Here is a 25,685-nt window from a genome sequence, read left to right on the forward strand (position 1 = left end):
CCGGTGACTCGGCGATTGTCGGCGGAAGCTGATTGGGTGGGTCGGTGGATATCGTGGAGTTGTCGCAGCGGTTGGAGAAGATCTCGGTCGGGTACGGCGAGCGACTGGGCTTCGAGCGTGACCCGGACTGGTTCCTGCTGAAGCTCCAGGAGGAGGTCGGCGAACTCACGCAGGCCTATCTCCAGCACACCGGCCGCGCGCGAGCCAAGGGCGCGACGCCGGACGACATCCGCGACACGTTCCACCAGGAGTTCGCCGACGTACTCTGCCAGCTTCTGCTCTTCGCTCGCCGGCACCAGGTCGACCTCCCGGCAGAGGTCGACCGAAAGTGGCTTCGCTACGAGGCCTGACCGGCCGGCTGCACCTTGGCGGGCGCCTTTGCCGCCAGCACCATGCCGACCAGCAGGGCGACTCCGATCAGGATGTCAACTGTCAGGCTCAGTGCCCACGGCGGCTGGACGGTGACCTCCATCCCGAGCAGGACGGCGTACGCGAGCGGCCAGTTGAGCGTGCCGAGGAGCTTCCACCCGACGGTCCAGCGGTTCGACGACCACAGCATCCCGATGCCGATCATGTAAGCGATCAGCGGCACCCAGATGCCCGGCAGGTAGGGACCGAAGAACACCAGCGCAAGGGCGACCATTTCGCTCGGGCGCAGCTTCGGTGGGACCTCCACCAGGACCAGACCCTCGGTGGCCGCAGCAACGATCTCTTGCGGGTCGCCGAGGCGCTGCAGGACCTGCCGGATCTCGCTCTCCGAGGAGGCACCGGCCGCGCGCTCCTCGGCGATGTGCGCCCTCATGTCGTCGATCAACTCGGTCCGGCGCGCTGCCGGCAACGCCTCGGCTGCCTTCGCCAGCTCTTTCAGGTACGCGTCGACCAGCCGGTCGTTGTCCTGCTCCACGTTCATCCCTATCTCCCACTCTGCAAGATCTTGTCGACCGACGCGCAGAACCGTTGCCAGTCCGCGGTGAAGGCGGCCAGCGCCTGGCTGCCCTCGGCCGTCGATGTGTAGTACCGCCGCGGTGGCCCGGACTCGGACTCGCGCCAGCTCGTCTCCACCAGACCTTCCCGTCGTAGCCGGGCCAGCAGTGGATAGATCGTCCCCTCGGTGGTCACCAGACCGTCGACCTCGCCCAGCGCCTTCACCAACTCGAAACCGTAACGGGGCTCTCCCTGCAACAGCGCGAGGACGCAGAACTCCAGCGTCCCGCGACGCAGCTGGGTGAAGACCTTCTCCGCTACCATGCGACACAAGGTACCTGTCCGCACCAAGAACCTGCAACCACCACTGAGCGGTAGGCCCTGTCTGGACCACCAGACAGGGCCTAGTCAGTTTTGGGGCGGACCGCGAACATCAGCATCAGGACGACCGACGGGATCACCACGACCCAGAGACTGCTGAGGTTGAACAGGACCGGCGCCAGGCACAGCACCAGGAGGTCGAAGCCGCGGGCCGGCTGGGAGAACAGGCCAGGCGGGATCGCGCCCATCGGAGACGTGACGAGAGGTCCGGCGTACGACGGCGGCCGGGCGGACGCCTGCCGGACGGTACCGGAAATGACGGCCGCAGCCACCGCGAAACTGGAGGCCGCGCTGCCGATCGCGGGATAGGCACAGGCCGCCCAGACGATCGTGAACAGGCCGGGGACGACGGCCATCACCACCCGCAACTCGCGGAGGTCCCAGCCGAGCGCACGCACCAGGCCGGTCGAGCGGCACGCGGTGCGGAGTCCGTCGAGCATCGGCCGTACCGCGATGAAGCCGGCGATCGCGGCCGCAATCGGTACGAGGACGTGGAAGCCGGCGCCGTGGACCGCGTACGGGACGACGAGCAGCCCGAACGCGACCGCGATCCGACGCGGCCAGCGCAGGATCCGGCGGAACTCGCGGTGCACGATCGCGACCCCGTCCGCACCCCGACCGCGCCGCGAACGCACCCGCCCCTTCAACCGCCAGTGCCGCCCGGCGATCACATCCCCGAGCATGCTCACATCAAGACTGCTAGCCGCCCCCGCAAGCCCGGCCAGCAGTTCACCACCCGCAATCACACTGACCCGCCCCAACCGACCCAGAGTCCGCGAGACGAGGAAGGTCAACACCACGCACACCACAACCGCGACGGCGCACAACAGCAGCAGGTTGAGCTGACCCGACGTCACAGCGTCCGCATCGCGAGCCGCGCCGAGGTGGAGCGTCGGATAGCCGTAGGTGTCGGTGATGATCTGGTTGGTGAAGCGGTCCTCGCGTGGGCCGAACGCCAGGATCAGCCCTGGGACCACCGCAGCTACCAACAACACATCGGAAACTCTCAGCGCCCACTTGGAACGACGTGTGGTCTGCTGTGCCCACACCGTCGCGACCGCAGTGCACACGAGAGCTGCGACGATCAGGATCGCCGCCGTGAAGACCTCGAACCAAGGCACCCCAAGCAGCGCCCAGGTCACCGCTCCGGCAACGAGTCCGATGATCGCGACCGCGGCGATCACCAAGCGGTAGGCCGGTCGCAGGAGCGTCGTCCGATCCACCGGCGTGCCCAGCAGCCAGAAACCGGTCGCGCGCGACGCCGAGACCGGGCCGACCGCCAGCAGCACCCGGATTGTGGTTGCCAGGAGCAACGGTACGGCGATCCACGGCATCGCCTGGGTCAGTTCTCCGCACGTCGACGTCGTACACCCGGAGGCGTTCGAGTTCAGATGGCGTACGACGTTTCCGCCGGTCGCGCCGACCATCGCCAGGGTGAACAGGACCAGGTACACGTCCTCGAAGATCTCCCAGAACGACCGGTCCGCGTGCTGCCGTCGCGTCGTCCGCATCCATGACCGCAGCGTCCGCGACGAAGGGATCGTCCCGAAGTCCGATGGATCGAACCGCACCGGCCCGTCGGCAGCGCTCATGGGAGCGGAGTGAGGGTGACGACGGAGTCCGCGACCGTCTCGACCAGCGCCGGGTCGTGACTCGCGAAGAGGATCGCCGTACCCGACTTCTTCTCCTCGACGAGCCGGTTAGACAGCCACTGCACGCCGTCGGTGTCGAGCCGGGCCTCAGGCTCGTCGAGGACCATCAGCTTGCGCGGGCGGACGAGCGCCGTCGCCAGCGCGAGCCGGCGCCGCTGGCCGGACGACAGCGAACCCGGCAACTGATCGGCCGCCGGCAACAGACCGATGTCGTGCAGCGTGGTGTCCACCAGATCTTCCGGCGACGAGTTGCCGTGCGCGCGGGCGAGCAGATCGAGATGCTCGGCCGCGGTCAGGTCCGGGAAGAAGTCCAGGTCGTCGAGCAAGGTGGCGACGTTCCGGCGTACCGCCTCGGCGCGCTCGTCGATCGGCAGACCGTCGAGCAGGATCTTCCCGGCCGCCGGTTCGGCTGCGCCGACGATGCACTTCAGCACGGTCGTCTTGCCCGCGCCGTTCGGCCCGACCAAGGCGATCGCCTGCCCGGCCCGCACGGTGAACGTGAGGCCCTCGATCACCGGACGGTCGCCGTACTTGTGCTGCAGATCCGTCACCGCCAGCCGGGGCGCCGCCTTCTTGCTCACTTTTTCCGGACCAGCGTCAGCCCGTCGCCGATCCCGAGCATGATCACGTCGACGCGGTCGTCCTGCGCGACGTGCGCGTTGAACTCCTTCCGGTCCGCCGGACCGTCCGCGTCCACCACCCGGCCGCCGGCCAGCGTGTTGTCGAACAGCAGCAGCCCGTTCGGCCGGATCAGCGGCAGCACCGTCTCGTAGTACTGGATGTACCAGTCCTTGTCGGCGTCGACGAAGGCCAGGTCGAACTCGCCGTCGAGCTTCGTCACCGACTCGTGCGCGTCGCCGATCCGCAGGTCGATCTTGCCCGCGACGCCTGCCCGCTCCCAGTACTTACGCCCGATCGAGGTCCACTCGTCGCTCACGTCCAGGCAGATCAGCTCGCCGTCGTCGGGCAGCCCGCGGGAGATCGCCAGCGCGGAGAACCCGGTGAAGGTGCCGATCTCGACCGCCCGGCGGGTGCCGATCAGGCGGGTCAGTGTGGTCAGCAGACCGGCCTGGTCCGCGGTGGTCAGCATCCCCGCGGCGCTGCCGAGCTTCTCGGTCTCGGCGCGCAGCTCGGTCGCGATCTCGTCCAGCGGCATCCCGTGGGCGAGCATGTACTCGTGCAGTTCCTCGGTCACCGGTACCTGATGGCCCATGAAATCCACCCCTCCGTGTATTAGATCGGTCGCCTGTAGTCTCTATTGGCTGTCTGTTGGCCGTACACCCACCCCACCTCGAGGGAGCACCCCGCATGCGCATCGCCGTCGCCGGCTCGATCGCGACCGACATCCTGATGACGTTCCCGGGCCGGTTCAAGGACCAGTTCCTCGAGGAGCAGATGCACAAGGTCTCCCTCTCGTTCCTGGTCGACGAGCTGGTCGTCCACCGCGGCGGGGTCGCCGCGAACATCTGCTACGGCATGTCCCAGCTCGGCTTCCCGTCGCTGCTGGTCGGCTCGGTGGGCGCCGACTTCGCCGAGTACGGCGCGGCGCTGACGGAAGCCGGCGTGGACGTCTCGCATGTCCGCGTCTGCGGAGGAGTACACACCGCCCGGTTCACCTGTACGACGGACCTCGACGCGAACCAGATCGCCTCGTTCTACACCGGTGCGATGGCCGAGGCCCGGGAGCTCGACCTGGGCGCGATCCATCAGGCCGCGGGCGGTGTCGATCTGGTGCTGATCGGCGCCGACGACCCGGACGCGATGCTCAAGCACACCGAGCTCGCCAAGCAGCACGGGATCGCGGTCGCGGCTGACCCGTCGCAGCAGATGGCGCGGATGGACGGCGAGGACATCCGCAAGCTCGTCGACGGCGCGGCGTACCTGTTCAGCAACGAGTACGAGGCCGGGCTGATGGTGCAGAAGACCGGCTGGAGCCACGCCGAGATCCTCGAGCGGGTCGGCGTACGCGTCACGACCCACGGCGGCGACGGCGTCGTCATCGAGGACACCACCGGCATCCTCGCGAAGGTCCCCGCGGTGCCCGCGCCGAACCTGGTCGACCCGACCGGCGGCGGCGACGCGTTCCGGGCCGGCTACCTGACCGGTCGCGCCTCGGGCCTCGACCACGAAGCGGCCGCCCACCTCGGCTGCACGCTGGCGACCACGGTGCTGGAGACGGTCGGCACGCAGGAGTACAGCCTGGACCACCCGACCTTCCTCGACCGGCTCACCAGCACGTACGGCGCCGACGCTGCCGCCACTGCCAAGCAGGCGCTGCGGGTCATCTCCTAAGTCGAGGTGATCCGGTCGATCGTGAACGTGGCCTGTTTGCTGTTCGCGATACCGACCCGGATCCGGTAGCCGCCGATCGCCGCGGACTTCTTCGGCCCGAGCGTGACGTGCTTGTTGCCGACGTAGAACGTGATGGCGGTCTTGTGCCGCTCGTACCCGACCATCTGCCCGCCGTTGCAGGTGAAGCCCTGGTCGGAGATGTAGATGTTGGTGCCCGAGAAGTTGAACATGCCGTTCTTGAACGACCCGGTGCAGTCCGCCTCTGGCATCACCGGCTTGGGCTTCACCGTCGGCTTCGGAGTCGGCTTGGGTGTAGGTCGCGGCGTCGGGGTCGGCGTGCCGATGGACGTCGGCGTACTGCTGACCGGCGTCGACCCAGCGCCCGACCAAGTCCCTGCCCCGCCGCCACATCCCGCCAGCACCAGCGCCACACCCACCACGCCCAACCACCGCAGATCACCCATACCGCCAGCGTCCCAACACCCCAGGTGTCAGGGAGCAGAATGGCCGCAACCTGTCAGGTCGAGCGGGCCCACAGTCCTCGGACGTGGCCGATGTGGCGCCGCATCAGCTGCTCGGCGCCCTCGCCGTCGCCGGCTTCCACGAGGTCCAGCAGTTCGTGGTGTTCGGCGGCGGATGGGACCAGGCGGCCGCTCTCGACCAGTGGCGTGAGGCCGAGCAAGCGCGTCTGTGAGCGCAGGTCCGACACGACGTCGACGAGCTTCTGGTTGCCTGAGTACGCGAGCAGCGTCACGTGGAAGACGCGGTCCGCCTCGATGTACGCGATCAGATCGCCGGCCTGGGCCGCCACCACGATGTCCTCGGCGAGCTGCCGCAACCGCGGGTAGTCCGTCGTCGGGATCGCCGGTACGACGTCCCGGATCGTCGGCGGCTCGATCAGCTGGCGCAGCGCGGCCAGGTTGTCGAGGTCCTCGTCGGACACGTCGGTGACCCGGAAGCCCTTGTTCCGCAGCGAGATCACCAGGCCCTCGCGGACCAGGTCCAGCATCGCCTCGCGGACCGGCGTCGCGGAGACCCCGAACCGCGCGCCGAGCGTCGGCGCCGAGTACACCTCCCCCGGCTTCAGCTCGCCGGAGATCACCGCCGCCCGCAGCGCGTTGGCGACGCTGTCGCGCAGGTTCTCGCGGTGCGCCAGCCGCCGTACGCTCGGCAGCGGCTCGATCGAATCGGCAGCCATGGTTCACCTCCTGGGTCGCCGCCTATTGTGAAGCACCGGTCATCAGTGTTTCGGGATGCCACCCCCGATGGAGGCGACCAGCTCGGTGAGCCGCTCGAAGACCCGCTGCGTGCCCAGTCCGTCGTGCTCGTACTCGTTCGTCACCCACGCCTGCACGTTGCCGACCCGGTGCGCGGTGTCCAGCTGCAGCCCGGAGTCGACGTACATGTCGTCGAAGTACACCGCGGCGGCCACCGGTACGTCGTTCGCGGCGAGCCGCTCGAGGTCGTACAGCTCCGGCCACCGCGGACGCTGCGCGAGCACTTCGACCGCGCCCTGGAACGGCCGCAGCCCGCGGATCTCCTCGAACATCCAGGGGTACATCATCTCGCCGGTGAACAGCAGCGGGCGCGCGTCCTCGGCGAACTCCGGATGCCGCGCCCGCTCCGCCTCGGCCGCCCACCCGGTCGCCCCGTCACCGGATCCGTAGATGCTCTCCTGGAGCGCGGCGAACAGCGGTCCGTCGAGGTACGACGACGATGCCAGCACCTGGCCGAGGAAGCCGTCGGACAGCTCGTCGCCGTCGAAGGCCTCGTCGATCAGCCAGTGGATGCGCTCGTACCCGGGCTTCATCCCGAAGTCGATCCCGAGCGACTGCAACCGCCGTACCGTCAGCCGATCGCCGTCCGGGAGCCGTACGTCGGACTCCGCCAGGCGGTCGGCGATCCGGCCGATCCGCTCGACGTTGTGCGGGTACCGCCGGTAGAACTCCCGGTTCTTGGCCGCCACCCGCGGATAGGTCCGCCGGTACACCTCGGCCGCCGACGGGTCGATCGACGCGAGCCCGCCGGTCACGTAGCAGGCGGTCAAGGCGTCAGGTGCCTTGGACAAGTAGGTGAGCGTGAGGAAACCGCCGTAGCTCTGGCCGAGTGTCGACCAGCGGCGGCCGCCGAAGACCTTGTTCCGCAGGTGCTCGGCGTCCGAGATGATCGAGTCCGCCCGGAAACACGCGAGATAGTCGGCGCCTTCCTCGGCCGACATCGACGCCATCCGCCGCCCGCTGACCGGCGTACTCCGGCCCGTCCCCCGCTGGTCCATCAGCACGACCCGGTAGTTCTTGAGCGCGTGCTCGATCCACCCCGACACCCCGGTCGGCCGCGGCCCCTTCCCACCGGGACCGCCCTGCAGGAACAGCAGGCACGGCAGGTCCTCGTCCTTCCGGGTCGGATCGATCAGCTCCCGCGCGAACACGGTGATCGACTCACCCGGGTCCGACCAGTCCAGCGGCACCGAGAGCTCGTGCTCACGAACATGCATCCCCGGAATCGTGTAGCTGATCATGAAGCCCTCTTCCCCCTGCGTCTGGCGTCCCATTCCGGGTTGATCCGCGGTACGGCGGCCAGCAGCGTCTTCGTGTACTCGTCCTGAGGATCCCCGAACACCTGGTCCCGCGTCCCCACCTCGACGATTCTGCCTCGGTTCATCACCGCGACCCGTTGCGAGATCTGCCGTACGACGGCCAGGTCGTGCGCGATGAAGACGTAGCTGAACCCGCTCTCCCGCTGCAGCCGCATCAGCAGCTCCAGCACCTGCGCCTGGATCGACACGTCGAGCGCCGACACCGCCTCGTCGCAGATCACCAGCTTCGGGTTCACCGCGAGCGCCCGGGCGATCCCGATCCGCTGCGCCTGCCCACCGGAGAACTGCGCCGGGTAGCGCCGGCAGTGGTCCGGGTTCAGACCGACCCGCTCCATCAGCTCCTGCGTGAACGCCCGCCGGCCCTTGGCAGGTGTGATCCCCTGGTACGTCAGCGGCGCGGTGACGATCCGCTCGACCGTGTACCGCGGGTTCAGCGACGAGAACGGATCCTGGAACACCACCTGCACGTTGTTCCGGAACGACGCCAGCTCCCTGCCCCTGACCTTCGTCACGTCCTGCCCGTCGAACACGACCGTACCGGCGGTCGGCTCGAGCAACCGGGCCGCGATCCGCGCGGTCGTGGACTTGCCGCTGCCCGACTCTCCCACGATCGCGAGCGTCTCGCCGAGCTCGACCTCGAAGCTCACGTCGTCCACGGCTGTGAACGTCGACTTGCGGGCCATCGCACCTTCGCCCCGGGTGACGAACTCCTTCGTCACGCCCTTCACTTCCAGCAGCGTCATGCTGTGCTTCTTTCTTGGGCAACCTCGTCATCGATCCGCGGTACGGCGTCCAGCAGCATCCGCGTGTACTCGTGCCGCGGATCCGAGAACACCTGCTCCGCGGTCCCGTACTCGACCGGATCGCCCGACTGCATCACCAGCACCCGCTGGGCGATCGAGCTGATCACCGCGAGGTCGTGGGTGATGAACATCATCCCGGTCCCGGTCGTCGACTGCAGTTCGCCGAGCAGCTCCAGGATCTGTGCCTGCACGGTCACGTCCAGCGCGGTCGTCGGCTCGTCCGCGATCAGCAACGACGGCGAACAGCACAACGCCATCGCGATCATCACCCGTTGCCGCATGCCGCCGGAGAACTGGTGCGGGTAGTGGTCGACCCGCCGCGCCGCATCCGGAATATGCACCCGCTCCAGCGCCTCGATCGCGACCTTCCGGGCCGCGCTCCGCGACCCGCCGCGGTGCGTCTGGTACATCTCGGAGATCTGCAGACCCACGGTGTAGTAGGGATTCAGCGACGACAGCGGGTCCTGGAACACCATCGAGATCGCGTTGCCCCGCACGGATCTGAGGTCGCGGTCCGAACGCCCGAGTAACTCGGTGCCGTCCAGCCGGACGCTGCCCGACGTACGGGCGCCGCGCGGCAGCAACCCCAGTACGGCGAGCGCGGTCATCGACTTGCCCGATCCGGACTCGCCGACGATCCCGACCGTCTCGTCCCGGCCGACCGTGAACGACACGTTCTTCACCACGTCGACCGGTCCGCGGCTGGTCGGCAAGGTGACAGTCAGATTGTCGACAACGAACAATTCGTCACTCATGAGGTCACCACCCGGACCCGCGGATCGAGAGCCGTGTACAGCAGGTCCACCACAACGTTGCCGATGACAACGAAGAAGGCGGCGAGCAGGGTGACCGCCATGATCACCGGCTGGTCGTTCTTGGCGATCGAGTCGGCGGCCATCTTGCCGATCCCGTTCAGCCCGAACACGGTCTCGGTGATCAGCGCGCCGCCGAGCAGCCCGGCGAAGTCCATCCCGAAGATCGTGGTGATCGGCGTCAGCGCGGGCCGCAACGCGTGCCGGCGCATGATCAGCGCGCCGCTCAGTCCCTTGGCGCGTGCGGTCCGGTAGTAGTTCTCGGCCAGCGTGTCGATGACATTGCTCCGGGTGAGCCGTGCGTACAGACAGGCGTAGCCGACGGCGAGCACGACCCACGGCATCAGGTACGACTCGAACCAGACAAGCGGATTGTCAACAAAAGACACCGCCGACGGGAACGGCAGCACCTGAAGCTTCACGACCAGCACGTACTGCAGCACCAGGGCGAGCACGTAGTTCGGCACGCTGACGCCGCCGAGCGCGAGGCCCATCGCGGACCGGTCCCACCACGTGCCCTGCTTGACCGCGCTGACCAGACCGCCGATCACGCCGACGAGCAGCCAGAGTACGGCGGCGCCGACCGCGACCGTGATGCTCACCGGAAGCCGCGCGGTGATCATGCTCCACACCGATTCGTTGGTCTGGAAGCTGTACCCGAGACACGGCGCCGAGCAATGCACCGAACCGTAGTCGCGGCCCACGAAGATTCCGCTCAGGAAGTCCCAGAACTGCGTGAGGAGCGGCTGGTTGAGCCCGAGCACGTCACGGATCGAGTCGATGCGCTCCGGCGTACATGTCTTCCCGCAGATCATCACCGCGGGATCCGGCGAGAGCTTGAAGAAGATCAGGTACGTGAACAAGCAGACGGCCAGCAGGATCAGTACGACGCCCCCGAGCCGGCCGAGGACATAGCGCGTCATGGGGCTTCTCCTTGGTCGATGAGCGTGCGAATCTTGTCGCCGAGGACGGTCAGCGAAAGCACGGTGAGGAACAGGAACAGACCGGGGATCGCGAAGAACATCGGGTCCACCGAGTACCAGCTCACCGAACTCGCAATCATCTGGCCCCAGGACGCGGTCGGCGGCGAGACACCGACGCCGAGGAAGGACAGGCCCGCCTCGGTGCCGATGTAGCCGGGGATCGCGAGCGTCGTCATCACGACGATCGACCCGCGCAGGTTCGGCAGGATCTCCCGGAACACCACCTGGGAGTCCTTCGCCCCGGACGCCCGCGCCGCCTCGACGAACTCACGGTTCGCGAGCGTCATCGTCTGGCCGCGGATCACCCGCGCCAGGTACGGCCAACCGAACGCGCTGATCACCACGACCAGCAGCACCGGCCGGTTCCCGGACGGCAGCGACGACAGGATCGCGATCATGAAGATCAGCGCCGGGAACGCCATCAGGAAGTCCATCAGTCGCGAGATCACTTGGTCGACCCAGCCGCGGTAGAACCCCGCGAGCATGCCGAGCACGACGCCGAGGATCCCGGTCAGCAAGGTTGCAGACAATGAGATTGTGATCGATACGCGTGCGCCGTACACGATCCGCGCGAACAGATCGCGGCCGTTCTGGGGCTCGACGCCGAACCAGTGCGAGCCGCTGATCCCGCCGAGCGAACCGTGCGGTACGCCGCCGAGGTCAGAGTTGATCGCCGCCGAGTCGAACTGGTACGGCCCCCACCCGCTGAGCTTGGTGATCAGCGGCGCGGCCACCGCCATCAGGACCACGATCGCCAGGAACACCAGGCACGCCAGCGCGCCCTTGTCCCGCGTGACCGCGGTGAGGATCCGCCGGCCCGAGGTGGGCGGTGCCGACGACGGCACCGCCTCCTCGACCTCGACGAGAGTCGGACTGGTTGTCACCACTCCCCGCCCTCTCTGCTCTCCCTCACTTGCTGCTGTCCTTCAGCCCGACCGACACGAGGTCGATCCCACCCGAGAACCCGTCGTGCAGGTAGGCGCCGCCAATGTTGCTGCCGACAAGCATCAGGACCTTCTCGTAGAGCAGTGGGACGACCGGCGCCAGCGCCATGATCTGCTTGTCCAGTTCGCCGTACGCCTTGTTCGCCGCCTGGACATCGGTCAGCTTCGCGATCTCGTCGATCTTCGCGTTCACGCCCGGGTCGTTCAGCTGCGACAGGTTGCTGTTGCCCTTCGGCGTGATGTTGCGGCCGTCGAACAGCGGCGGCAGGAAGGTCGCGCCGGACGGCCAGTCCGGGCACCAGCCGGTGATCGCCGCGTCGTGCTGCTGCGACGTCGTACCGATCACCTCGTAGTACGTCGCGGTGTCGATGGTGTTGATCTTCACGGTGATCTTCAGCGGCTCGAGCGCCTGCTGGATCGCGACCGCCATCGCCTGCATCTTCGGTTGCGCACGGGTGTCGAGCGTCATCGTGAAGCCATTGGCGAAACCGGCCTCGGTGAGCAGCTTGCGGGCACCGTCGACGTCACCCTTGTGGTCCGGGCTCGGGTACGGGTCGTAGTCCACCCGGCCGGCGATGGTCGGCGGCTGGATGCTGGTGGCGATCTCGGCGAGGGTCGACCCGCCGACCGCGTCGCGGACGGTCTGCTTGTTGACCGCGAGGTTGATCGCCTGCCGCACCTTCACGTTGTCCAGCGGCTTCTTCGTGGAGTTCAGCCCCATGTACGTCGTACAGCCGCCGAGACCGCTCATCGTGCGCTGCTTGAGCTGCGCGGTCTGGATCCGGGCCACCGTGGCGGCCTGGATGGTGCCGGCGATCGCGTCGGCGTCGGTGCCCTGGCCGGCGATCATCCGCTCGTCGATCGTCGCCGGGTCGAGGCCGAACGTCCACTGGTACGCGTCCGGGTTCGCCTGTCGTACGTCGTCGGTCTTCTTGTCCCACTTGTCGTTGCGGACCAGCTTGAGCGCCGCGCCCGGCTTGTACTCGGAGATCTTGTACGGCCCCGACGCGATCGGCTTGCTGTCCAGCGCGTTGCCCGCGCCCTGCCCCTTCGGCACCGGAGTGAACGTGTTCTGCGCGACCACGCTGCCGAAGTCGGCGTACGGCTTCTTCAGGTGGAACACGATCGTCTTCGCGTCCGGTGTTTGGATTGTCGGCAATTCACCGGACTTGTAGGGGCCTTGGTACGACGCGGGCGCGGCGATCAACTGCTTCGCGTACGGCGAGCCGATGCCGATCTCCGGATCCCAGGCACGCGAGACGCCCCACTTCACGTCGGCACTCGTGATCGGTGCGCCGGTCTCGAAGAACAGGCCGTCCTTCAACGTGAACGTCCAGGTCTTGCCGCCGTCGGACGGCTTGCCCGTGTCGGTGGCGAGGTCCGGCACGATCTTGGTGCCGTCGGCCCCCGGCGCGGCGCCCTGGGTGGTGAGCGTGCGGTAGATCAGCCGGTAGAAGTTGTTGACGCCGCCGTCGAAACCGCGGGCCGGGTCGAGGTGCGAGAAGCCTGCGTTCGCGAGCACCTGGAGCGTGCCGCCCTGCGCGGCCTTGGCGCCGGGGCCGGCGGCTTCACCGTTCGCGCCGGACGCACCGGATGTGTTGCCGCCGCACGCGGTCAGCGCGAGCGCCGCCGATGCCACGAGCCCCACCAGCATGGAAGTTCTCTTCATCAGTCGTCTCTTTCGGTTCGCAGCCACACACGCATGGCCAGGGCCTGACGGTTTCCCCAGAGGAAGTACGGCGTGAACGTCACCGGTACCTCGTCGATGGCGGATCCAGGGGTCTGTTCGGTGATCACGGGATAGAGCTCGGGAGGCGGCGCCGGGGCGACACCCGCGGTCAGTTCCAGCACGAGATGGTCGTCCTGCTGCCGCGCGGTCGCCTTGGTCACGGCGGTCGGCGTAAGCAGCAGGTCGTCGACCGGTGTCTCGACATCTTGTTGCTCAACGCAATAGACCAGCGGCCCGCGAGCGACGGCGATCGCACCCCGAGTCGCATCAAGGTACGGATGCGACCCGTGCGCCCTCGGCCCCATCGGCAACGTCAACCGCAGTACGTCTCCACGCTTGAAGCTTCGGGTTGTCACGGCCCAGCCGACGTCTACGGACTGTCCGTCGAGCTGCGCATCCGAAGCCCATCGCGGGATGCGGAGGGCGATCGTTCGCTCCTCGGACGGTGCGTTCTCGACGGTTAGCGTGATCTCGCCGTTCCACGGGTAGTCGGTGGTGACGTTGACGGTGAGATCACCGGCGGTGATGCGGGCGTCGGCGTAGATCCCGACGTACAAGATGTTGTCGCGGGCATCTGCTACGTGGTCCTGGAGTTCGGACATCCAGCGGATGATGTTCGGCGGGCAGCACGGGCAGCCGAACCACGCGCGCCGGAGCAGCTCACCGCCATCCTCAGCACCGGAGCGCTGCTCATGATCCGGCCGGCGCTGCAGCGGGTTGTCGTAGAAGAACGCCGAACCGTCGGCCGAAAGCCCAACGGCGTAAGCGTTGTAGAGCACGGTCTCGTACACGTCGAGGTACGACGCCTTGCCGGTGGCGCGGAACATCCGCCAGGCCCACTGCATCGTCGCGATCGCCGCGCACGTCTCGGCGTACGCGCGCTCCGACGGCAGCTCGTACCGGTCGCCGATCGCCTCGTCGGAGTGCCGGCTGCCGAGCCCGCCGGTGAGGTACAGCTTGGTCGCGACCATGTCGGCCCACAGCCGCTCCAGCGCCGCGAGCAGCGTCGGGTCGCCGGTCTCCAGGTGTACGTCGGCCGCACCCGCTGCGAGGTACGCCATCCGTACGGCATGACCGGTGACGGACGGCAGCTCGCGGAACGGCACGTGGTCCTGGAAGTACTCCCCCGGAAAGATCGTGTGCTTGAGCTTCCCCCGACCACGCCGGTCGACGAACAGCCGCGCCTGCGTGAGGTAGTCCTCGTCGCCGGTTTCTCGATATAGCTCGACCAGCGCCATCTCGACCTCGGGATGACCGTCGACAATCTCCTCGCCGTGCTCGCCGTACTTCCGCACGACCAGGTCCGCGAACCGCCGGGCGATTGTCAACAATCGGCCGTCCGACAATCTGCGGTTCGCCGCGACGGCCGCCTGGATGAGGTGGCCGAGGTTGTAGAGCTCGTGGCCCCAGCCGAGGTCCGACCAGGGCTGCTTGGGCTGGTCCGGGTCCTGGAAGTACGAGTTCAGGTAGCCGTCCTCGGCCTGCGCCTGCTCGAGCAGCTCGACGACCTCGTCGAAGAACTCCCGCGCACCGGCCGGCGCGTCGTCGCGATCGACCTCGTAGGCGAGGCCTTCGAGCGTCTTGTAGAGGTCGGTGTCCAGGAACGGGTACCGCCCGCGGTACGGCCCGACCGACGGGTCGGCCAGCCGCCGCAGGTTCTCCAGGTTCCCGGCTTTGCGCAGCTCCGTGATCGCGTGCGGGATTGTCGCCTGCCGGTTTCGCTGCTGCCAGTCGTGCAGCAACCCTCCGGTCAGCTGCACGCTCAGCCCAAGCTCCGACTCTGTACCGTGTGACATTGCACAGACCCTAAGTGCAATGTCACACCTTGCCAAGGGATAACGACAGACGTTTACACGCCGGATACAACCGCCCGCTCAAACCAGCCTCCCCGCCCCACGTCAATCTGAGGAGTCGGGCGGCGGGTCCGTCCCACCGGCCGGCCCTGACCCAGCGCGGCGAGAGCCCCCGCACACGAGGGGATATCCGCCGGCGTTGTGCCTTCTCCGTTGGCATCCGAGGGGAGAACCCACAACACCAGGGGATATCCCCCCTCAGATGGTCACGGCGGCCGGGGACGGGGTGTTAGAGGCGGGGGTCGATTGGTTCGGATTCGAGGGCCAGTACGGCGAAGACGCATTCGTGGATGCGCCACAGGGGTTCGCCGCGGGCGGCGCGGTCGAGGGACTCCAGGCCCAGGGCGTACTCGCGAAGGGCCAGGGAGCGTTTGTGGCCGAGGTTGCGGTCTCGGAGGCGGGTGAAGTTGGCCGGCTCGGTGTAGTCGGGGCCGTAGATGAGCCGCAGGTACTCCTGCCCGCGCACCTTCAGCCCCGGCTGAGCGAGTCCCTTCGCCGTGCGGATCAGGTTCGCGGCAGGTTTCACCACCATGCCCTCTCCCCCGGCCCCGGTCAGCTCCTCCCACCACGCGATCCCGGCGTCCCAGTTGTCCGCATCCACGAACAGTCGTCGCGTCTCCGTGATCAGCTCCGGGCCTGCGGCAACCATCCGGTCCGCGACACCGAGGTGCCAAGCATGCGGTCGTTCCTGGTACGTCGCCCCTTCGGACGCAAGCACCTGGAACGGCGCGACACGCACGCCGTCGAGCCCATCGGTCGGCCAGCAGTACCGCCGGTACGCCGCGGTGAACCGCTCCGCGTTCGCCGAACGGCGCTCGGCCGACGCTAGCAACCCACCCACGTCCAGCCCGGCAGCAGCAGCGGACCGAAGCGCGGCGGTTGCTGCAGGCAACGACGTACGGGCGGCCGCGCCGACGGCGGCGTACTGGTTCCGGAGCAGGTCCTCGGCCTTCGCGCTCCACGGCAGCAGCTCGGCGTCGAGCAGCAGCCAGGACGTGTCGAACTCATCGAAGACACCAGCAGCAGAGGCAACCGAGCGCAGGCGGAGCAGCAGCTCGTCGGTCAGGTCCGCGTCGAAGAACGACCGCCCGGTGCGGGTGTGGATCGCGCCACGGCCGGCCAGACCGAACCGCTTCTCGGCCACGTTGTCGTCCCGCGTCAGCAGCACGACCGCCCGCGAACCCATGTGCTTCTCCTCGCACACCAGCTCGGTGACACCCTGCGCCCGGAACGTCTCGAACGCCTGCCGCGGGTGCTCCAGCAACCCCGGCTCCGGCGACGTCGCGACAGGGCTCATCGTCGGAGGCAGGTACAGCAGGAACCGCGGATCGATCGCGAACCGGCTCATCACCTCCAGCGCCGCACCGGCCTGCTCGGCCCGGATGCTCAGACGTCCGTGCGAAGCGGTCTCGATCACCCGGCGGCCGGTCACGTCGGTCAGCTCGAGTACGTCGGGCTCGCGCGCCGGCGCCGTTGCCACATGCAACGGTTTCGCCGGGGCGTAGTACTCCTCGGCCGCCTGCACCGCCACCAGCTCCCGCTCCGGGTAGCGCAGCGCGGTGAGCGATCCGCCGAAGACGCAGCCCGTGTCGAGGCAGATCGTATTGTTGATCCACTCCGGCTCGGGCGTCGGCGTGTGACCGTAGACGACCATCGCGCGACCGCGGTAGTCGTTCGCCCACGGGTAGCGCACGGGCAGCCCGAACTCGTCGGTCTCCCCCGTCGTCTCGCCGTACAGGCAGAACGAGCGGACGCGTCCCGACGTACGACCGTGCATCCGCTCGACGAGGCCGGCGTGCGACACGACCAGCTGGCCACCGTCGAACACGTAGTGCGAGATCAGTCCGTCGATGAACGCCGCGACCTCATCGCGGAACTCCGATGGCTCAGCGGCCAGCTGCTCCAACGTGGTCTCCAGGCCGTGGCTGATCTTCACGTTCTTGCCTCGCAGCGCGCGCAGCAACTTGTCCTCGTGGTTGCCGGGTACGCAGTAGGCGTTGCCGCCAGCAACCATCCCCATCACGAGCCGGAGTACGCCGGGAGAGTCGGGACCGCGGTCGACCAGGTCACCGACGAAGATCGCCCGCCGGTCCGGGTGTACGGCGTCGACCGGTCGGCCGGCGGCGTCGCGGGTCAGCGTGTAGCCGAGATCGATGAGCAGCCGCTCGAGTTCGGGACGGCACCCGTGCACGTCGCCGATGATGTCGAACGGGCCGTTCTGGTCGGTCAGGTCGTTGTACAGTCGCGTCCGTTCGATGCTGACGGCATCGATCTCCTCGACGCTCTCCAGCACATGAACCGTCCGGAAGCCTTCACGCTTCAGGCTGCGCAGTCCGCGCTTCAGCTGCGAGCGCTGCCGGGTGACCACCTTCGGCCCGAACTGCCGATCGGACCGCTGCTCGTTCCGCTCGACACACAGGCGCTCCGGCGGGTCGAGCACGATCGCGACCGGGAGTACGTCGTACTCGCGGGCCAGGTTCACGAGCTCCTTGCGGACCTCCGGCTGCACGTTGGTGGCGTCGATCACCGTCAACCGCCCGGCGGCCAGCCGCTTCCCGGCGATGAAGTTGAGCACCTCGAACGCGTCCTTCGTCGCGCTCTGGTCGTTCTCGTCGTCCGACACGAGCCCACGGCAGAAGTCGCTCGAGATCACCTCGGTCGCCAGAAAGTGCTTCCGCGCGAAGGTCGACTTCCCCGACCCACTCGCACCCACAAGCACGATCAGCGAGAGAGCTGGTACGTCGATCCTCATCGGGCCTCCCGGCGGAACAGTGCGAGCTGGGTCGGCGGTCCAACCTCAGGATCCTCGGCGCCGACGGCCCGGAACTCCACGGCGTAGCCGAAGCGGTCCGCGACCTGCTGGGACCAGGTCCGGAACTCCGCGCGGGTCCACTCGAAGCGGTGGTCGGGGTGGCGGAAGTTGCCGGCTGGGAGGGACGGGAAGCGCACGTTGTACTCGCTGTTCGGGGTGGTGACGACGACCGCGGCAGGGTGTGCCGCGCGGAAGACCGAGTCCGCCAGGGCAGGCAGCCGTGGCGGATCGACGTGCTCGACGACCTCCATCAGTACGACGGCATCGAGCCCGGCGAGCCGCTCGTCGGCGTACGTGACCGACGACTGCAGGAACTTCAGCCGGTCCCGCTGGCGATCCGGAAGGTCGTCGTAGTGCAGCCGTCGCTTGGCCTTGATCAGCGCCCGCGCCGACACGTCGGTCGCGATCAGCTCGCCGATCATCGGGTCCTTCAACAGCTCCCCGACGAGCGCGCCCTCACCACATCCGATGTCCGCGATCCGCCGCGCACCGAGCTCCCGCAGTACCCCGGCCACCGTCGTACGCCGTTCGACCGCCAGCGACACCGAGCCCTCATCCGAACTCTCGTCCGCCAGTTCGACCCCGTCCGCCTCGGCCAGCCGCTCCAAAACAGCGTCGGCCAGATAGCGACGGTGCGCGAGATAGCGGTGCGAGATCAGATCCTTCTCGGGATGCGTGCCCAGCCAGCCGTCCCCGGCGCGAACGAGTTTGTCCACCTCGTCCGATCCGACCCAGTAGTGCTTGGCGTCGTCGAGAACCGGGAGCATCACATACAAGTGCTTGAGTGCGTCTGCCAACCGCAGTACGCCGGTCAGCCGCAGGTCGACGTACCGCGAATCACCCCACGCCGGGGTCTCCGGATCGAGCGGCACCGGGCGGGCGTCCACGGTCCAGCCGAGCGGCGCGAACAACCGCTCCGCGAGGTCGGCGCCGCCGTTGCACGGGAGCGCCGGGACGTGCACCTCGAGCGGAATCGGGCGCGCGGCGAGGTCCGGGCGGGCGTCGCAGCGACCGTTCATCGCCGTACGGAAGAGTTTTCCGAGCGCGACGGCGAGCAGGCTGGAGGCGGCGTACGGGCGGTCGTTGACGTACTGCCCGAGCGTGAAGCCTTCGGCCGCCTTGCCGCGGCCGGCCTTCACCAGGCCGATCGGGTCGATCTCGAGCAGTACCGCCGCCGTGCAGCGCTCGCCGGTCGCTTCCGGGTAGAAGACATGGGCCGATCCTCCGGTGACGTCGATCGCCTGCGGACGGGCCGGGTTCTTGTGCAACAGGAACCCGAAATCACTCGCGGGCGCGTCCACTCCGGCCAGATCGGTACCAATCGTCAGGAACACCGTGGTATTCGATCACGGGTCGAGGATTGAGACACGCGGATTCAGGTCTGGCGTGTTCGGGGGGTTTGGTTCTAGCTTGTTTTGAGAAGATGAGTCGCTACAGACCGTCCTTCCCCGCTGACAGTCAGTACATGTCCCCGGTTTGTGGCGAGAGCCCAACCACGCCACCACTACGGGGAAAGGATCATGGCAGCTCTTTCACGCCACACGGGGTGCCGCCGGTGAAACCCCAGACGTTCGAACTCGTCCGTTACACCGACATCAGTGGAGTTTCCGGGACCGGCGTCGTCGCCGAAGGCTGTGTGTTCACCGACGGCTCGGTCGCCCTGCGCTGGCACGGCGCGAACCCGTCGACGGCCGTCTGGCCCGACCTGGACTCCATCCTCGCCGTCCACGGCCACTGCGGCGCCACCGTCGTGCGCTGGCTGGACGTCTCCGAGATGGAGCCGGTCCCGGGCACCGACCTGCTGCCCGGCGAGCTCACGCACATCCTGGCCACCGGCCGCCGTACCCACATCCACCCGCCGGCAGCCGCGTCGGCCTGACTGAAGCTTCGCCTGGCTGCCCTTACGGGGTGAGGCCGGTCAGCGCGAAGAACTCCTGCCGCGAACTGGGGCTGTCGCGCAGGATCCCGTGCAGCGCGGACGTGACCGTCCGCGAGCCTGCCGCCCGTACGCCGCGCAACGACATGCACTGATGCTCGGCCTCGATCACCACGCCGACCCCCTTCGGGTCGAGGTGATCCTGGAGCCAGTCGGCGACCTGCTTCGTCAGCCGCTCCTGCACCTGGAAATCGCGCGCGAACAGCTCCACCACCCGGGCCAGCTTCGAGAGCCCGAGGATCCGGTCGCCGGGCAGGTACCCGACGTGGGCGACGCCCTGGAACGGCAGCAGGTGGTGCTCGCACAGCGACTGCACCGGGATGTCCTTGGCCAGGACAAGCTCGTCGTACCCCTCGTCGTTCGGGAAGGTGGTCAGTTCGAACTCCCGCGGCGTCAGCATCTCCGCGTACGCGTTCGCGACCCGGCGCGGGGTGTCCGCCAGGTGCGCGCTCTGCGGATCCCGCCCGAGCGCGGTCAGCAGATCCGCGACCGCACGCTGCGCGGCGGGCAGGTCGATCTCCGCCCGGCGCGCGACGATATGGAGGGGCACGGACTCGAGGTCGGCCGAGATCGCCATCTGCACACTCCCTGAGATATCAACGAACTGACAGCATACTGTTAGTCCAACCGATGTTGTCGATAGAATCATTCCGTGGACATGTCCTGGGACGCCGCTGTTCAGGCGGTCGCCGTGCTGGAGGAGCCGACGCGTCGCCGGCTCTACGAGTACGTCGTCGGCCGTCCCGAGCCCGTGAGCCGGGACGACGCCGCGAGTGCGCTCGGGATCCCGCGGACCACGGCCGCGTTCCACCTCGACAAGCTGACTGAAGAGGGTCTGCTCGACACCTGCTACGAGCGCCGCACCGGCCGCACCGGCCCGGGAGCGGGACGGCCCGCGAAGCTGTACCACCGTTCCGACCGCGAGATCGAGATCAGCCTCCCAGAACGCCAGTACGCCGTCGCCGGCCACCTCCTCGCCACCGCCATCCAGGACGCCGAAACCAGCAACCTCACTCCCCGAGAGGCGGTCAACCAACGAGCCCGCGAGTACGGCGAAGCTCTAGGCCGAACGGCCCGCGATCGAGGCGAGGGGGACGTTCTGGTGCAGGTGCTCGAGGCGCACGGGTTCGAGCCGCGGCCGGACGACGACGGGATCGCGCTGGCGAACTGCCCGTTCCGGCGACTGGCGAAGGACCACCCGCAGCTGGTCTGCGGGATGAACCTGCATCTGGTCGCCGGGTTGCTGACCAGCCTCGACTCGCCACTCCGGGCCGAACTCGCCGGCACCCCCGGCCACTGCTGCGTGCGGCTCACCGGAAACTAAGCTCGCCCCGTGGCGAAGAAGCAGAGTCAGGGCACACCCGCGACCGTTGCGTTGGCGAAGGCGAAGGTCGAGTTCACGACGCATGCGTACGAGCACGACCCGGCGGCGAAGTCGTTCGGGCTGGAGGCTGCCGCGGCGCTCGGGCTGGCGCCTGAGCAGGTGTTCAAGACGCTGCTCGTCGAGGTCGACGGGAAACTCACGGTCGGCGTCGTACCGGTCGACAAGCAGCTCGACCTGAAGGCGATCGCAGCCGCGGCCGGCGGGAAGAAGGCGGTGATGGCCGACCCGGCCGCCGCCGAGCGCACCACCGGGTACGTCGTCGGCGGCATCAGCCCGATCGGCCAGAAGCGCGCCCTGCCCACGGTCGTCGACAGCACCGCCGCCGACCACCCGACCGTCTACGTGTCGGGCGGCCGGCGCGGTCTCGACATCGGCCTGTCCCCCGCGGACCTGATCACCGTGACCAAGGCCCGTACGGCGGCCATCGCTCGCTGACTACACGCCGATCATTCTGTGGGATCGGCGTCCAGATTGGTCGCGCCGGTCATGATCGCCACCCCCTCGCTCATGGTGTGCGAGTCCGGCGTGATGACCCCGGCGCATCTGCCGAGTCGCTGGATGTGGATGCGGTCCGCGACCTCCCAGACGTGCGGCATGTTGTGGCTGATCAGGATGACCGGAAGCCCCCGTTCCCGCAGGCCTTTGATCATCTCGAGCACCTGGTTGGATTCCTTCACACCGAGCGCTGCCGTCGGCTCGTCGAGCACGACGACCTTGCTGCCGAAGGCGGCTGCCCGGGCCACCGCGACCGCCTGCCGCTGGCCACCCGACAAGGTTTCCACCGGTTGTTGCATGTTCTGGATCGTCTGGATGCCGAGATCACGCACCGCGGTCGCAGCCCGGTCGCGCATGCCGCGGTGGTCGAGCATCCGGAAGACCGAGCCGAGAACCCCTCGCCGTCGCTCCTCCCGTCCCAGGTACAGGTTGCTGGCGATGTCGAGCGCCGGTGCGACCGCCAGCGTCTGGTAGACGGTCTCGATGCCTGCCGCACGCGCATCCTGCGGCCGCCGGAACATCACCGGCCGCTCCTCCAGCAGGAGGTGGCCGGCATCCGGGACCAGTGCGCCCGTCAGGCATTTGATCAGCGTGGACTTTCCCGCGCCGTTGTCGCCGATGACCGCGAGGACTTCACCGGGGTACAGGTCGAGGTCGACGCCGTCCAGGCCGATGACCCGGCCGAACGTCTTCACCAGACCACGCCCCGACAGGACGGGCGCGCGCAACTGCGTGTCCTGTGCGCGACTTGCCGTTGCCGTCATGAGCGCACCCTTCTGATCCACTGGTCGACCGAGACCGCGACGATCACCAGGATCCCCACCGCCAGCAGCCGGTACTGCGCGTCGACGCCGGCCAGCGACAGGCCGACGGTGAAGGCCTGCACGATCAGAGCGCCGAGCAACGTTCCCAGCAAGCCGCCGCGGCCGCCGAACAGACTGGTCCCGCCGATCACGACGGCCGTGATGCTGTCGAGGTTGGCGTCGACGATCGCGTTCGGGCTGGCCGCGCCGGCCCGGCCGATCAGCGTCCACCCGGCGATGCCGTAGATCAGGCCCGCAACGGCGTACACGCTGAGCAAGACCCGGCTCGAGCGGACACCGCTGAGGCGGGCCGCCTCCGGATCGTCGCCGACGGCGTACACATGTCTGCCCCACGCGGTCTGGCTGAGTGCGTAGCCCACCACGAGATACAGGGCGACGACGATCACGACGCCGGTCGTGATCGTGAACTGGCCGATCTTGAACCCGTCCCCGGTCCAGTTGAGCAGCGCCGGCAGCCGGTTGTTCTGGATGCTCTGACCGCTGGAGTAGAGCAGGGCGATCGCCGTGAAGATGCTGAGGGTGCCCAGCGTCACGATGAACGGTGGCAGGCCGATCCGGGTCACCAGGACCCCGTTCAGCGCACCGGCGGCCAGGCCGAGAACGATGCCGGTGGCAAGGGCCAGCCAGGCCGGCCAGCCGTTCTCGGCCGCCAGCGTCGCCATCACCATCGTCGACAAGATCGTGATGGCCCCGACCGACAGATCGATGCCCGCGGTCAGGATGATCAGCGTCTGCCCCACCGCGAGCGCGGCCACCACGGCGGTCTGCTGGACCAGCAGTGAGAGCGCAGCCGGATTGGAGAACCTGCTGTTGACCGCGGTGAAACAGACCACCGTGAGCAGCAGAATGAGGGCCGGGCTGAGCGCCGGCCGCTGGTGCAGAAGATGCTGCACCCGCTGGCTGAGCGTGTGTTCCCGACGCGCGAGTTCCTGCGCGGCGGCGCCCGGCGTCGTACTTTGGACGGTCATCGCGTCACCCTCCGACCAGGCGATTCAGGCGATTCAGTGGTCAGCCCCAGCACAACGAGCTTCCCTTCGTCGTGTCGATGCTGGTAACGCCGTCCACGCCCTTGTCGGTGACCAGCGCGACACCGGTGTTGAAGAAGTCGAGGCCGTCGCTGGTCTTCGGCTTCTCGCCGCCGCGGGCGATCTTGGCGATCGACTCGACACCGAGCGAGGCCATCTTCAGCGGGTACTGCTGCGACGTCGCGCCGATCACGCCGTCCTTGACCGACTTCACGCCGGCGCAACCGCCGTCGACCGAGACGATCAGGACGCCGCTGGTCTTGCCGGCCGCCTTCAGAGCGTTGTACGCGCCGATCGCCGCGGGCTCGTTGATCGTGTAGACGACGTTGATGTTGGAGTTCTTGGTCAGGCAGTTCTCCATCGCCGACCGGCCGCCGTCCTCGGCGCCTTGGGTGGGCTCGTTGCAGACGATCGAGTAGGAACCGCCGGCGTACTGTCCGGACTTCTCCTCGTCACCGTTCTTCTTCTTGTCCTTGACGTCGATGCCCATCCCGGTGAGGAAGCCCTGGTCGCGGTTGTAGTCGACCGACACGACCTTGTCGTTGAACAGGTCGAGCAGCGCGATCGTGGCCGGCTTGCCGGCCAGCTGCTTGTTCGTCCACTGGCCGATCAGCTTGCCGGCCTCGAAGTTGTCGGTGGCGAAGGTGATGTCGACGGTGTCGGCGGGGTCCGGCGGGGTGTCCAGCGCGATCACGTACAGTCCGGCGTCGCGCGCCTTCTTGATCGCGGAGTTGACGCCGGGGCCGTTCGGCGTGATCAGGATGCCCTTCTGCCCCTGGGCGATGGCGTTCTCGATCGCCTGAACCTGGCCCTGTTCGTCGCCGTCGGCCTTGCCGGAGGCCACGGTCAGGTCCACGTTGTTCTTGGCGGCCTCTTCCTTGGCGCCCTTCTGCATGGCGACGAAGAACGGGTTCGTCGAGTCCTTGGTGATGAGCGATACGCCGATCTTGTCGGTCGAGGAAGCCGACTGGTCGTCGGAGCCACAGGCCGCCAGCGCGAGCAGGCTCGCGGTCGCGGCCACGGCGACACCGAGGCGCGCCGTACGTGAGTTCAGGTGCATGTCCAGGATCCCTCTCCAAGCGGCGAACTTTGTTCTTACGTCAACGTTGACGTAGGGCAAGACAACCGCTGGCCATGCTTGTAGTCAAGGCCTCAATCGGAAATACTGCATCTCATGACGACAACGATGACGCAACCTGATTCGGAGGGTCCGAGACCGGCTCGGGCCACCATGAAGGACGTCGCTCTGCTGGCCGGTGTCAGCGTGAAGACGGTGTCGAGAGTCGTCAACGGAGAGCCTGGCGCGTCGACCGCCGTACGGCAGCGGGTGCTGAACGCCGCCGAACGGCTCGACTACCGGCACAATCTCGGCGCCAGCACCTTGCGCCGCAAGGACGCCCGGTCCGGCATCGTCGGCGCGTTGCTCCAGGACGTCGGAAACAGTTTCTCCGCCGGCCTGCTGCGGGCGCTCGAGGATGTCCTCCGGCAGGCCGGACTGTCAGTACTGGCGGCAAGTCTCGACGAGGAACCGGAGCGGGAACGCGACATCGTCTCCGATCTCGTCGCCCGCCGGGCGGACGGCCTGGTCCTGATGCCGGCCACCCATCGCCATGAGTACCTGGTCAGCGAGCGCCGGGCCGGCCTGCCGATCGTCTTCGTCGACCGCCGGCCGCACGGCCTCGACTGTGACTCCGTCACCATCGACAACCTCGGCGGCGCGAAGGTGGCCACGAACCATCTGCTGTCCGGCGGTCACCGGCGGATCGCCATGCTCAGTGACCTCGAGGAGATCGAGACAGCCGTCGAGCGCCGGGCCGGATACCGCGCGGCGCTGGCGGAGGCGGGCCTCGAGCTCGCCCCCGAACTCCTTGTCCACGGCATCCGCAGCGATCGGGAGGCGGCCGCCACCGTGACCGCCCTGCTCGAACTTCCGGACCCTCCGACCGCCGTCCTGGCCGGGCGCAACATCATCACGGTGGGCACGGTTCGCGCCCTGCGGGCCGCCGGGGCGGCGCACGAGATCGCCGTGGTCGGCTTCGACGACTTTCCGTTGGCCGACCTGGTCGAGCCCGCCCTCACGGTCGTCCGGCAGGACGTCCAGCGCATCGGTGCCGAGGTGGGCCGGATCTTGCTGGACCGGCTGAACGGCGCCGGCGGCCCACCTCGTCACATCGTCCTCGAGCCCGCGCTGGTTCAGCGCGGGAGCGGCGAGATCCCTCCTCGATGACTTACCTGGATGC

At 68.0% G+C, this 25,685-nt stretch carries 26 protein-coding genes; 6 read left to right on the forward strand and 20 right to left on the reverse strand.

The genetic code is table 11. The features are described from left to right. The first annotated feature begins 44 nt into the window (after nt 1-44). Nucleotides 45-350, forward strand: coding sequence for a pyrophosphatase (locus tag ACLJOO_RS16585; protein ID WP_410788056.1), 306 nt, complete (start codon nt 45-47; stop codon nt 348-350). Here ACLJOO_RS16585 and ACLJOO_RS16590 read toward each other — a convergent pair. The 5 genes from ACLJOO_RS16590 to ACLJOO_RS16610 form a co-directional block, all read right to left on the reverse strand. Beyond that, nucleotides 338-910 (reverse strand): HAAS signaling domain-containing protein, encoded by a 573-nt coding sequence (locus tag ACLJOO_RS16590; RefSeq protein ID WP_410788057.1) that lies wholly within the window; start codon nt 908-910, stop codon nt 338-340. The two genes, ACLJOO_RS16585 and ACLJOO_RS16590, sit on opposite strands and share 13 nt — an antisense overlap. 2 nt (nt 911-912) lie before the next feature. Further along, nucleotides 913-1,248 (reverse strand): PadR family transcriptional regulator, encoded by a 336-nt coding sequence (locus ACLJOO_RS16595; protein ID WP_410788058.1) that lies wholly within the window; start codon nt 1,246-1,248, stop codon nt 913-915. 80 nt (nt 1,249-1,328) lie between these two features. Then, nucleotides 1,329-2,897 carry a DUF6297 family protein gene (locus ACLJOO_RS16600; RefSeq protein ID WP_410788059.1) on the reverse strand — a complete coding sequence of 523 codons (1,569 nt, stop codon included), beginning with the start codon at nt 2,895-2,897 and terminating at the stop codon, nt 1,329-1,331. Continuing rightward, the gene (locus ACLJOO_RS16605) at nt 2,894-3,538 is read right to left on the reverse strand and encodes an ATP-binding cassette domain-containing protein (protein ID WP_410788060.1); all 645 of its coding nucleotides are present in this window, start codon (nt 3,536-3,538) and stop codon (nt 2,894-2,896) included. The genes ACLJOO_RS16600 and ACLJOO_RS16605 overlap by 4 nt, the downstream gene beginning before the upstream one ends. Continuing rightward, the gene (locus ACLJOO_RS16610; RefSeq protein WP_410788061.1) at nt 3,535-4,170 is read right to left on the reverse strand and encodes an O-methyltransferase; all 636 of its coding nucleotides are present in this window, start codon (nt 4,168-4,170) and stop codon (nt 3,535-3,537) included. The genes ACLJOO_RS16605 and ACLJOO_RS16610 overlap by 4 nt, the downstream gene beginning before the upstream one ends. A 95-nt stretch (nt 4,171-4,265) precedes the next feature. On the opposite strand from ACLJOO_RS16610, the gene ACLJOO_RS16615 reads away from it, so the two are divergent. Continuing rightward, on the forward strand, nt 4,266-5,249 hold the full coding sequence (locus ACLJOO_RS16615; protein ID WP_410788062.1) for a carbohydrate kinase family protein: 984 nt from the start codon (nt 4,266-4,268) through the stop codon (nt 5,247-5,249). Here the strand turns inward: ACLJOO_RS16615 and ACLJOO_RS16620 are convergent. The 11 genes from ACLJOO_RS16620 to ACLJOO_RS16670 form a co-directional block, all read right to left on the reverse strand. Further along, nucleotides 5,246-5,713, reverse strand: a complete 468-nt coding sequence (locus ACLJOO_RS16620) for a hypothetical protein (RefSeq protein ID WP_410788063.1) — start codon at nt 5,711-5,713, stop codon at nt 5,246-5,248. The genes ACLJOO_RS16615 and ACLJOO_RS16620 overlap by 4 nt on opposite strands. Before the next feature lie 53 nt (nt 5,714-5,766). Further along, the gene (locus tag ACLJOO_RS16625; RefSeq protein ID WP_410788064.1) at nt 5,767-6,447 is read right to left on the reverse strand and encodes a GntR family transcriptional regulator; all 681 of its coding nucleotides are present in this window, start codon (nt 6,445-6,447) and stop codon (nt 5,767-5,769) included. Nucleotides 6,448-6,489: 42 nt separating this feature from the next. Next, nucleotides 6,490-7,767: an alpha/beta fold hydrolase gene (locus ACLJOO_RS16630; protein ID WP_410788065.1), complete on the reverse strand. Its 1,278-nt coding sequence runs from the start codon at nt 7,765-7,767 to the stop codon at nt 6,490-6,492. Continuing rightward, the gene (locus ACLJOO_RS16635; RefSeq protein WP_410788066.1) at nt 7,764-8,588 is read right to left on the reverse strand and encodes an ATP-binding cassette domain-containing protein; all 825 of its coding nucleotides are present in this window, start codon (nt 8,586-8,588) and stop codon (nt 7,764-7,766) included. Before ACLJOO_RS16635 ends, ACLJOO_RS16630 begins: the two co-directional genes overlap by 4 nt. Beyond that, nucleotides 8,585-9,403 carry an ABC transporter ATP-binding protein gene (locus ACLJOO_RS16640; RefSeq protein ID WP_410788067.1) on the reverse strand — a complete coding sequence of 273 codons (819 nt, stop codon included), beginning with the start codon at nt 9,401-9,403 and terminating at the stop codon, nt 8,585-8,587. Before ACLJOO_RS16640 ends, ACLJOO_RS16635 begins: the two co-directional genes overlap by 4 nt. Beyond that, nucleotides 9,400-10,383: an ABC transporter permease gene (locus ACLJOO_RS16645; protein ID WP_410788068.1), complete on the reverse strand. Its 984-nt coding sequence runs from the start codon at nt 10,381-10,383 to the stop codon at nt 9,400-9,402. The genes ACLJOO_RS16640 and ACLJOO_RS16645 overlap by 4 nt, the downstream gene beginning before the upstream one ends. Then, complete coding sequence (locus tag ACLJOO_RS16650) at nt 10,380-11,327, reverse strand: ABC transporter permease (protein WP_410788069.1); 948 nt, start codon at nt 11,325-11,327, stop codon at nt 10,380-10,382. Before ACLJOO_RS16650 ends, ACLJOO_RS16645 begins: the two co-directional genes overlap by 4 nt. Before the next feature lie 25 nt (nt 11,328-11,352). Further along, on the reverse strand, nt 11,353-13,056 hold the full coding sequence (locus ACLJOO_RS16655) for an ABC transporter substrate-binding protein (RefSeq protein WP_410788070.1): 1,704 nt from the start codon (nt 13,054-13,056) through the stop codon (nt 11,353-11,355). After that, nucleotides 13,056-14,912, reverse strand: coding sequence for a glycoside hydrolase family 127 protein (locus tag ACLJOO_RS16660; RefSeq protein WP_410788071.1), 1,857 nt, complete (start codon nt 14,910-14,912; stop codon nt 13,056-13,058). Before ACLJOO_RS16660 ends, ACLJOO_RS16655 begins: the two co-directional genes overlap by 1 nt. A 286-nt stretch (nt 14,913-15,198) precedes the next feature. Continuing rightward, a complete protein-coding gene (locus tag ACLJOO_RS16665; RefSeq protein ID WP_410788072.1) occupies nt 15,199-17,721 on the reverse strand; it encodes a polynucleotide kinase-phosphatase in 2,523 nt (840 codons plus the stop codon). Next, the gene (locus ACLJOO_RS16670) at nt 17,718-19,115 is read right to left on the reverse strand and encodes a 3' terminal RNA ribose 2'-O-methyltransferase Hen1 (RefSeq protein WP_410788073.1); all 1,398 of its coding nucleotides are present in this window, start codon (nt 19,113-19,115) and stop codon (nt 17,718-17,720) included. The genes ACLJOO_RS16665 and ACLJOO_RS16670 overlap by 4 nt, the downstream gene beginning before the upstream one ends. A gap of 221 nt (nt 19,116-19,336) precedes the next feature. Here ACLJOO_RS16670 and ACLJOO_RS16675 point away from each other — a divergent pair, with 221 nt between their 5' ends. After that, complete coding sequence (locus ACLJOO_RS16675) at nt 19,337-19,660, forward strand: hypothetical protein (protein ID WP_410788074.1); 324 nt, start codon at nt 19,337-19,339, stop codon at nt 19,658-19,660. A gap of 22 nt (nt 19,661-19,682) precedes the next feature. Here ACLJOO_RS16675 and folE read toward each other — a convergent pair whose 3' ends face one another. Continuing rightward, entirely contained in the window at nt 19,683-20,294 is a 612-nt protein-coding gene (gene folE / locus ACLJOO_RS16680; protein ID WP_410788075.1) for a GTP cyclohydrolase I FolE, read from the reverse strand. Between the two features lie 81 nt (nt 20,295-20,375). Between folE and ACLJOO_RS16685 the strand changes: the two genes are divergently transcribed. Further along, nucleotides 20,376-21,041, forward strand: a complete 666-nt coding sequence (locus tag ACLJOO_RS16685; RefSeq protein ID WP_410788680.1) for a helix-turn-helix transcriptional regulator — start codon at nt 20,376-20,378, stop codon at nt 21,039-21,041. 9 nt (nt 21,042-21,050) lie between these two features. Beyond that, nucleotides 21,051-21,536, forward strand: coding sequence for a Cys-tRNA(Pro) deacylase (gene ybaK / locus ACLJOO_RS16690; RefSeq protein ID WP_410788076.1), 486 nt, complete (start codon nt 21,051-21,053; stop codon nt 21,534-21,536). Nucleotides 21,537-21,547: 11 nt separating this feature from the next. Here ybaK and ACLJOO_RS16695 read toward each other — a convergent pair whose 3' ends face one another. Genes ACLJOO_RS16695 through ACLJOO_RS16705 form a run of 3 tightly spaced genes read right to left on the reverse strand, consistent with a single transcriptional unit; the run spans nt 21,548 to nt 24,505 of the window. After that, on the reverse strand, nt 21,548-22,360 hold the full coding sequence (locus tag ACLJOO_RS16695) for an ATP-binding cassette domain-containing protein (protein ID WP_410788077.1): 813 nt from the start codon (nt 22,358-22,360) through the stop codon (nt 21,548-21,550). Beyond that, nucleotides 22,357-23,388 (reverse strand): ABC transporter permease, encoded by a 1,032-nt coding sequence (locus ACLJOO_RS16700; protein ID WP_410788078.1) that lies wholly within the window; start codon nt 23,386-23,388, stop codon nt 22,357-22,359. The genes ACLJOO_RS16695 and ACLJOO_RS16700 overlap by 4 nt, the downstream gene beginning before the upstream one ends. A gap of 40 nt (nt 23,389-23,428) precedes the next feature. Continuing rightward, nucleotides 23,429-24,505, reverse strand: a complete 1,077-nt coding sequence (locus tag ACLJOO_RS16705) for a substrate-binding domain-containing protein (RefSeq protein WP_410788079.1) — start codon at nt 24,503-24,505, stop codon at nt 23,429-23,431. Nucleotides 24,506-24,676: 171 nt separating this feature from the next. Here ACLJOO_RS16705 and ACLJOO_RS16710 point away from each other — a divergent pair, with 171 nt between their 5' ends. Then, nucleotides 24,677-25,672: a LacI family DNA-binding transcriptional regulator gene (locus ACLJOO_RS16710; protein WP_410788080.1), complete on the forward strand. Its 996-nt coding sequence runs from the start codon at nt 24,677-24,679 to the stop codon at nt 25,670-25,672. The last annotated feature ends 13 nt before the right edge of the window (nt 25,673-25,685 follow it).

This window comes from Kribbella sp. C-35, assembly GCF_046549195.1.
Taxonomy (GTDB): domain Bacteria; phylum Actinomycetota; class Actinomycetes; order Propionibacteriales; family Kribbellaceae; genus Kribbella.

Excerpts from the sequence above, each read along its gene's own strand:
- ACLJOO_RS16710 (WP_410788080.1), top strand. The coding sequence starts at position 24,677 with ATGAAGGACGTCGCTCTGCTGGCCGGTGTCAGCGTGAAGACGGTGTCG.
- ACLJOO_RS16665 (WP_410788072.1), bottom strand. The coding sequence starts at position 17,721 with ATGAGGATCGACGTACCAGCTCTCTCGCTGATCGTGCTTGTGGGTGCG.
- ACLJOO_RS16700 (WP_410788078.1), bottom strand. The coding sequence starts at position 23,388 with ATGACCGTCCAAAGTACGACGCCGGGCGCCGCCGCGCAGGAACTCGCG.
- ACLJOO_RS16635 (WP_410788066.1), bottom strand. The coding sequence starts at position 8,588 with ATGACGCTGCTGGAAGTGAAGGGCGTGACGAAGGAGTTCGTCACCCGG.
- ACLJOO_RS16625 (WP_410788064.1), bottom strand. The coding sequence starts at position 6,447 with ATGGCTGCCGATTCGATCGAGCCGCTGCCGAGCGTACGGCGGCTGGCG.
- folE (WP_410788075.1), bottom strand. The coding sequence starts at position 20,294 with ATGGCGATCTCGGCCGACCTCGAGTCCGTGCCCCTCCATATCGTCGCG.
- ACLJOO_RS16615 (WP_410788062.1), top strand. The coding sequence starts at position 4,266 with ATGCGCATCGCCGTCGCCGGCTCGATCGCGACCGACATCCTGATGACG.
- ACLJOO_RS16590 (WP_410788057.1), bottom strand. The coding sequence starts at position 910 with ATGAACGTGGAGCAGGACAACGACCGGCTGGTCGACGCGTACCTGAAA.
- ACLJOO_RS16640 (WP_410788067.1), bottom strand. The coding sequence starts at position 9,403 with ATGAGTGACGAATTGTTCGTTGTCGACAATCTGACTGTCACCTTGCCG.
- ACLJOO_RS16705 (WP_410788079.1), bottom strand. The coding sequence starts at position 24,505 with ATGCACCTGAACTCACGTACGGCGCGCCTCGGTGTCGCCGTGGCCGCG.
- ACLJOO_RS16630 (WP_410788065.1), bottom strand. The coding sequence starts at position 7,767 with ATGATCAGCTACACGATTCCGGGGATGCATGTTCGTGAGCACGAGCTC.
- ACLJOO_RS16660 (WP_410788071.1), bottom strand. The coding sequence starts at position 14,912 with ATGTCACACGGTACAGAGTCGGAGCTTGGGCTGAGCGTGCAGCTGACC.
- ACLJOO_RS16695 (WP_410788077.1), bottom strand. The coding sequence starts at position 22,360 with ATGACGGCAACGGCAAGTCGCGCACAGGACACGCAGTTGCGCGCGCCC.
- ACLJOO_RS16620 (WP_410788063.1), bottom strand. The coding sequence starts at position 5,713 with ATGGGTGATCTGCGGTGGTTGGGCGTGGTGGGTGTGGCGCTGGTGCTG.
- ACLJOO_RS16645 (WP_410788068.1), bottom strand. The coding sequence starts at position 10,383 with ATGACGCGCTATGTCCTCGGCCGGCTCGGGGGCGTCGTACTGATCCTG.
- ACLJOO_RS16600 (WP_410788059.1), bottom strand. The coding sequence starts at position 2,897 with ATGAGCGCTGCCGACGGGCCGGTGCGGTTCGATCCATCGGACTTCGGG.
- ACLJOO_RS16685 (WP_410788680.1), top strand. The coding sequence starts at position 20,376 with ATGTCCTGGGACGCCGCTGTTCAGGCGGTCGCCGTGCTGGAGGAGCCG.
- ACLJOO_RS16610 (WP_410788061.1), bottom strand. The coding sequence starts at position 4,170 with ATGGGCCATCAGGTACCGGTGACCGAGGAACTGCACGAGTACATGCTC.
- ACLJOO_RS16595 (WP_410788058.1), bottom strand. The coding sequence starts at position 1,248 with ATGGTAGCGGAGAAGGTCTTCACCCAGCTGCGTCGCGGGACGCTGGAG.
- ACLJOO_RS16655 (WP_410788070.1), bottom strand. The coding sequence starts at position 13,056 with ATGAAGAGAACTTCCATGCTGGTGGGGCTCGTGGCATCGGCGGCGCTC.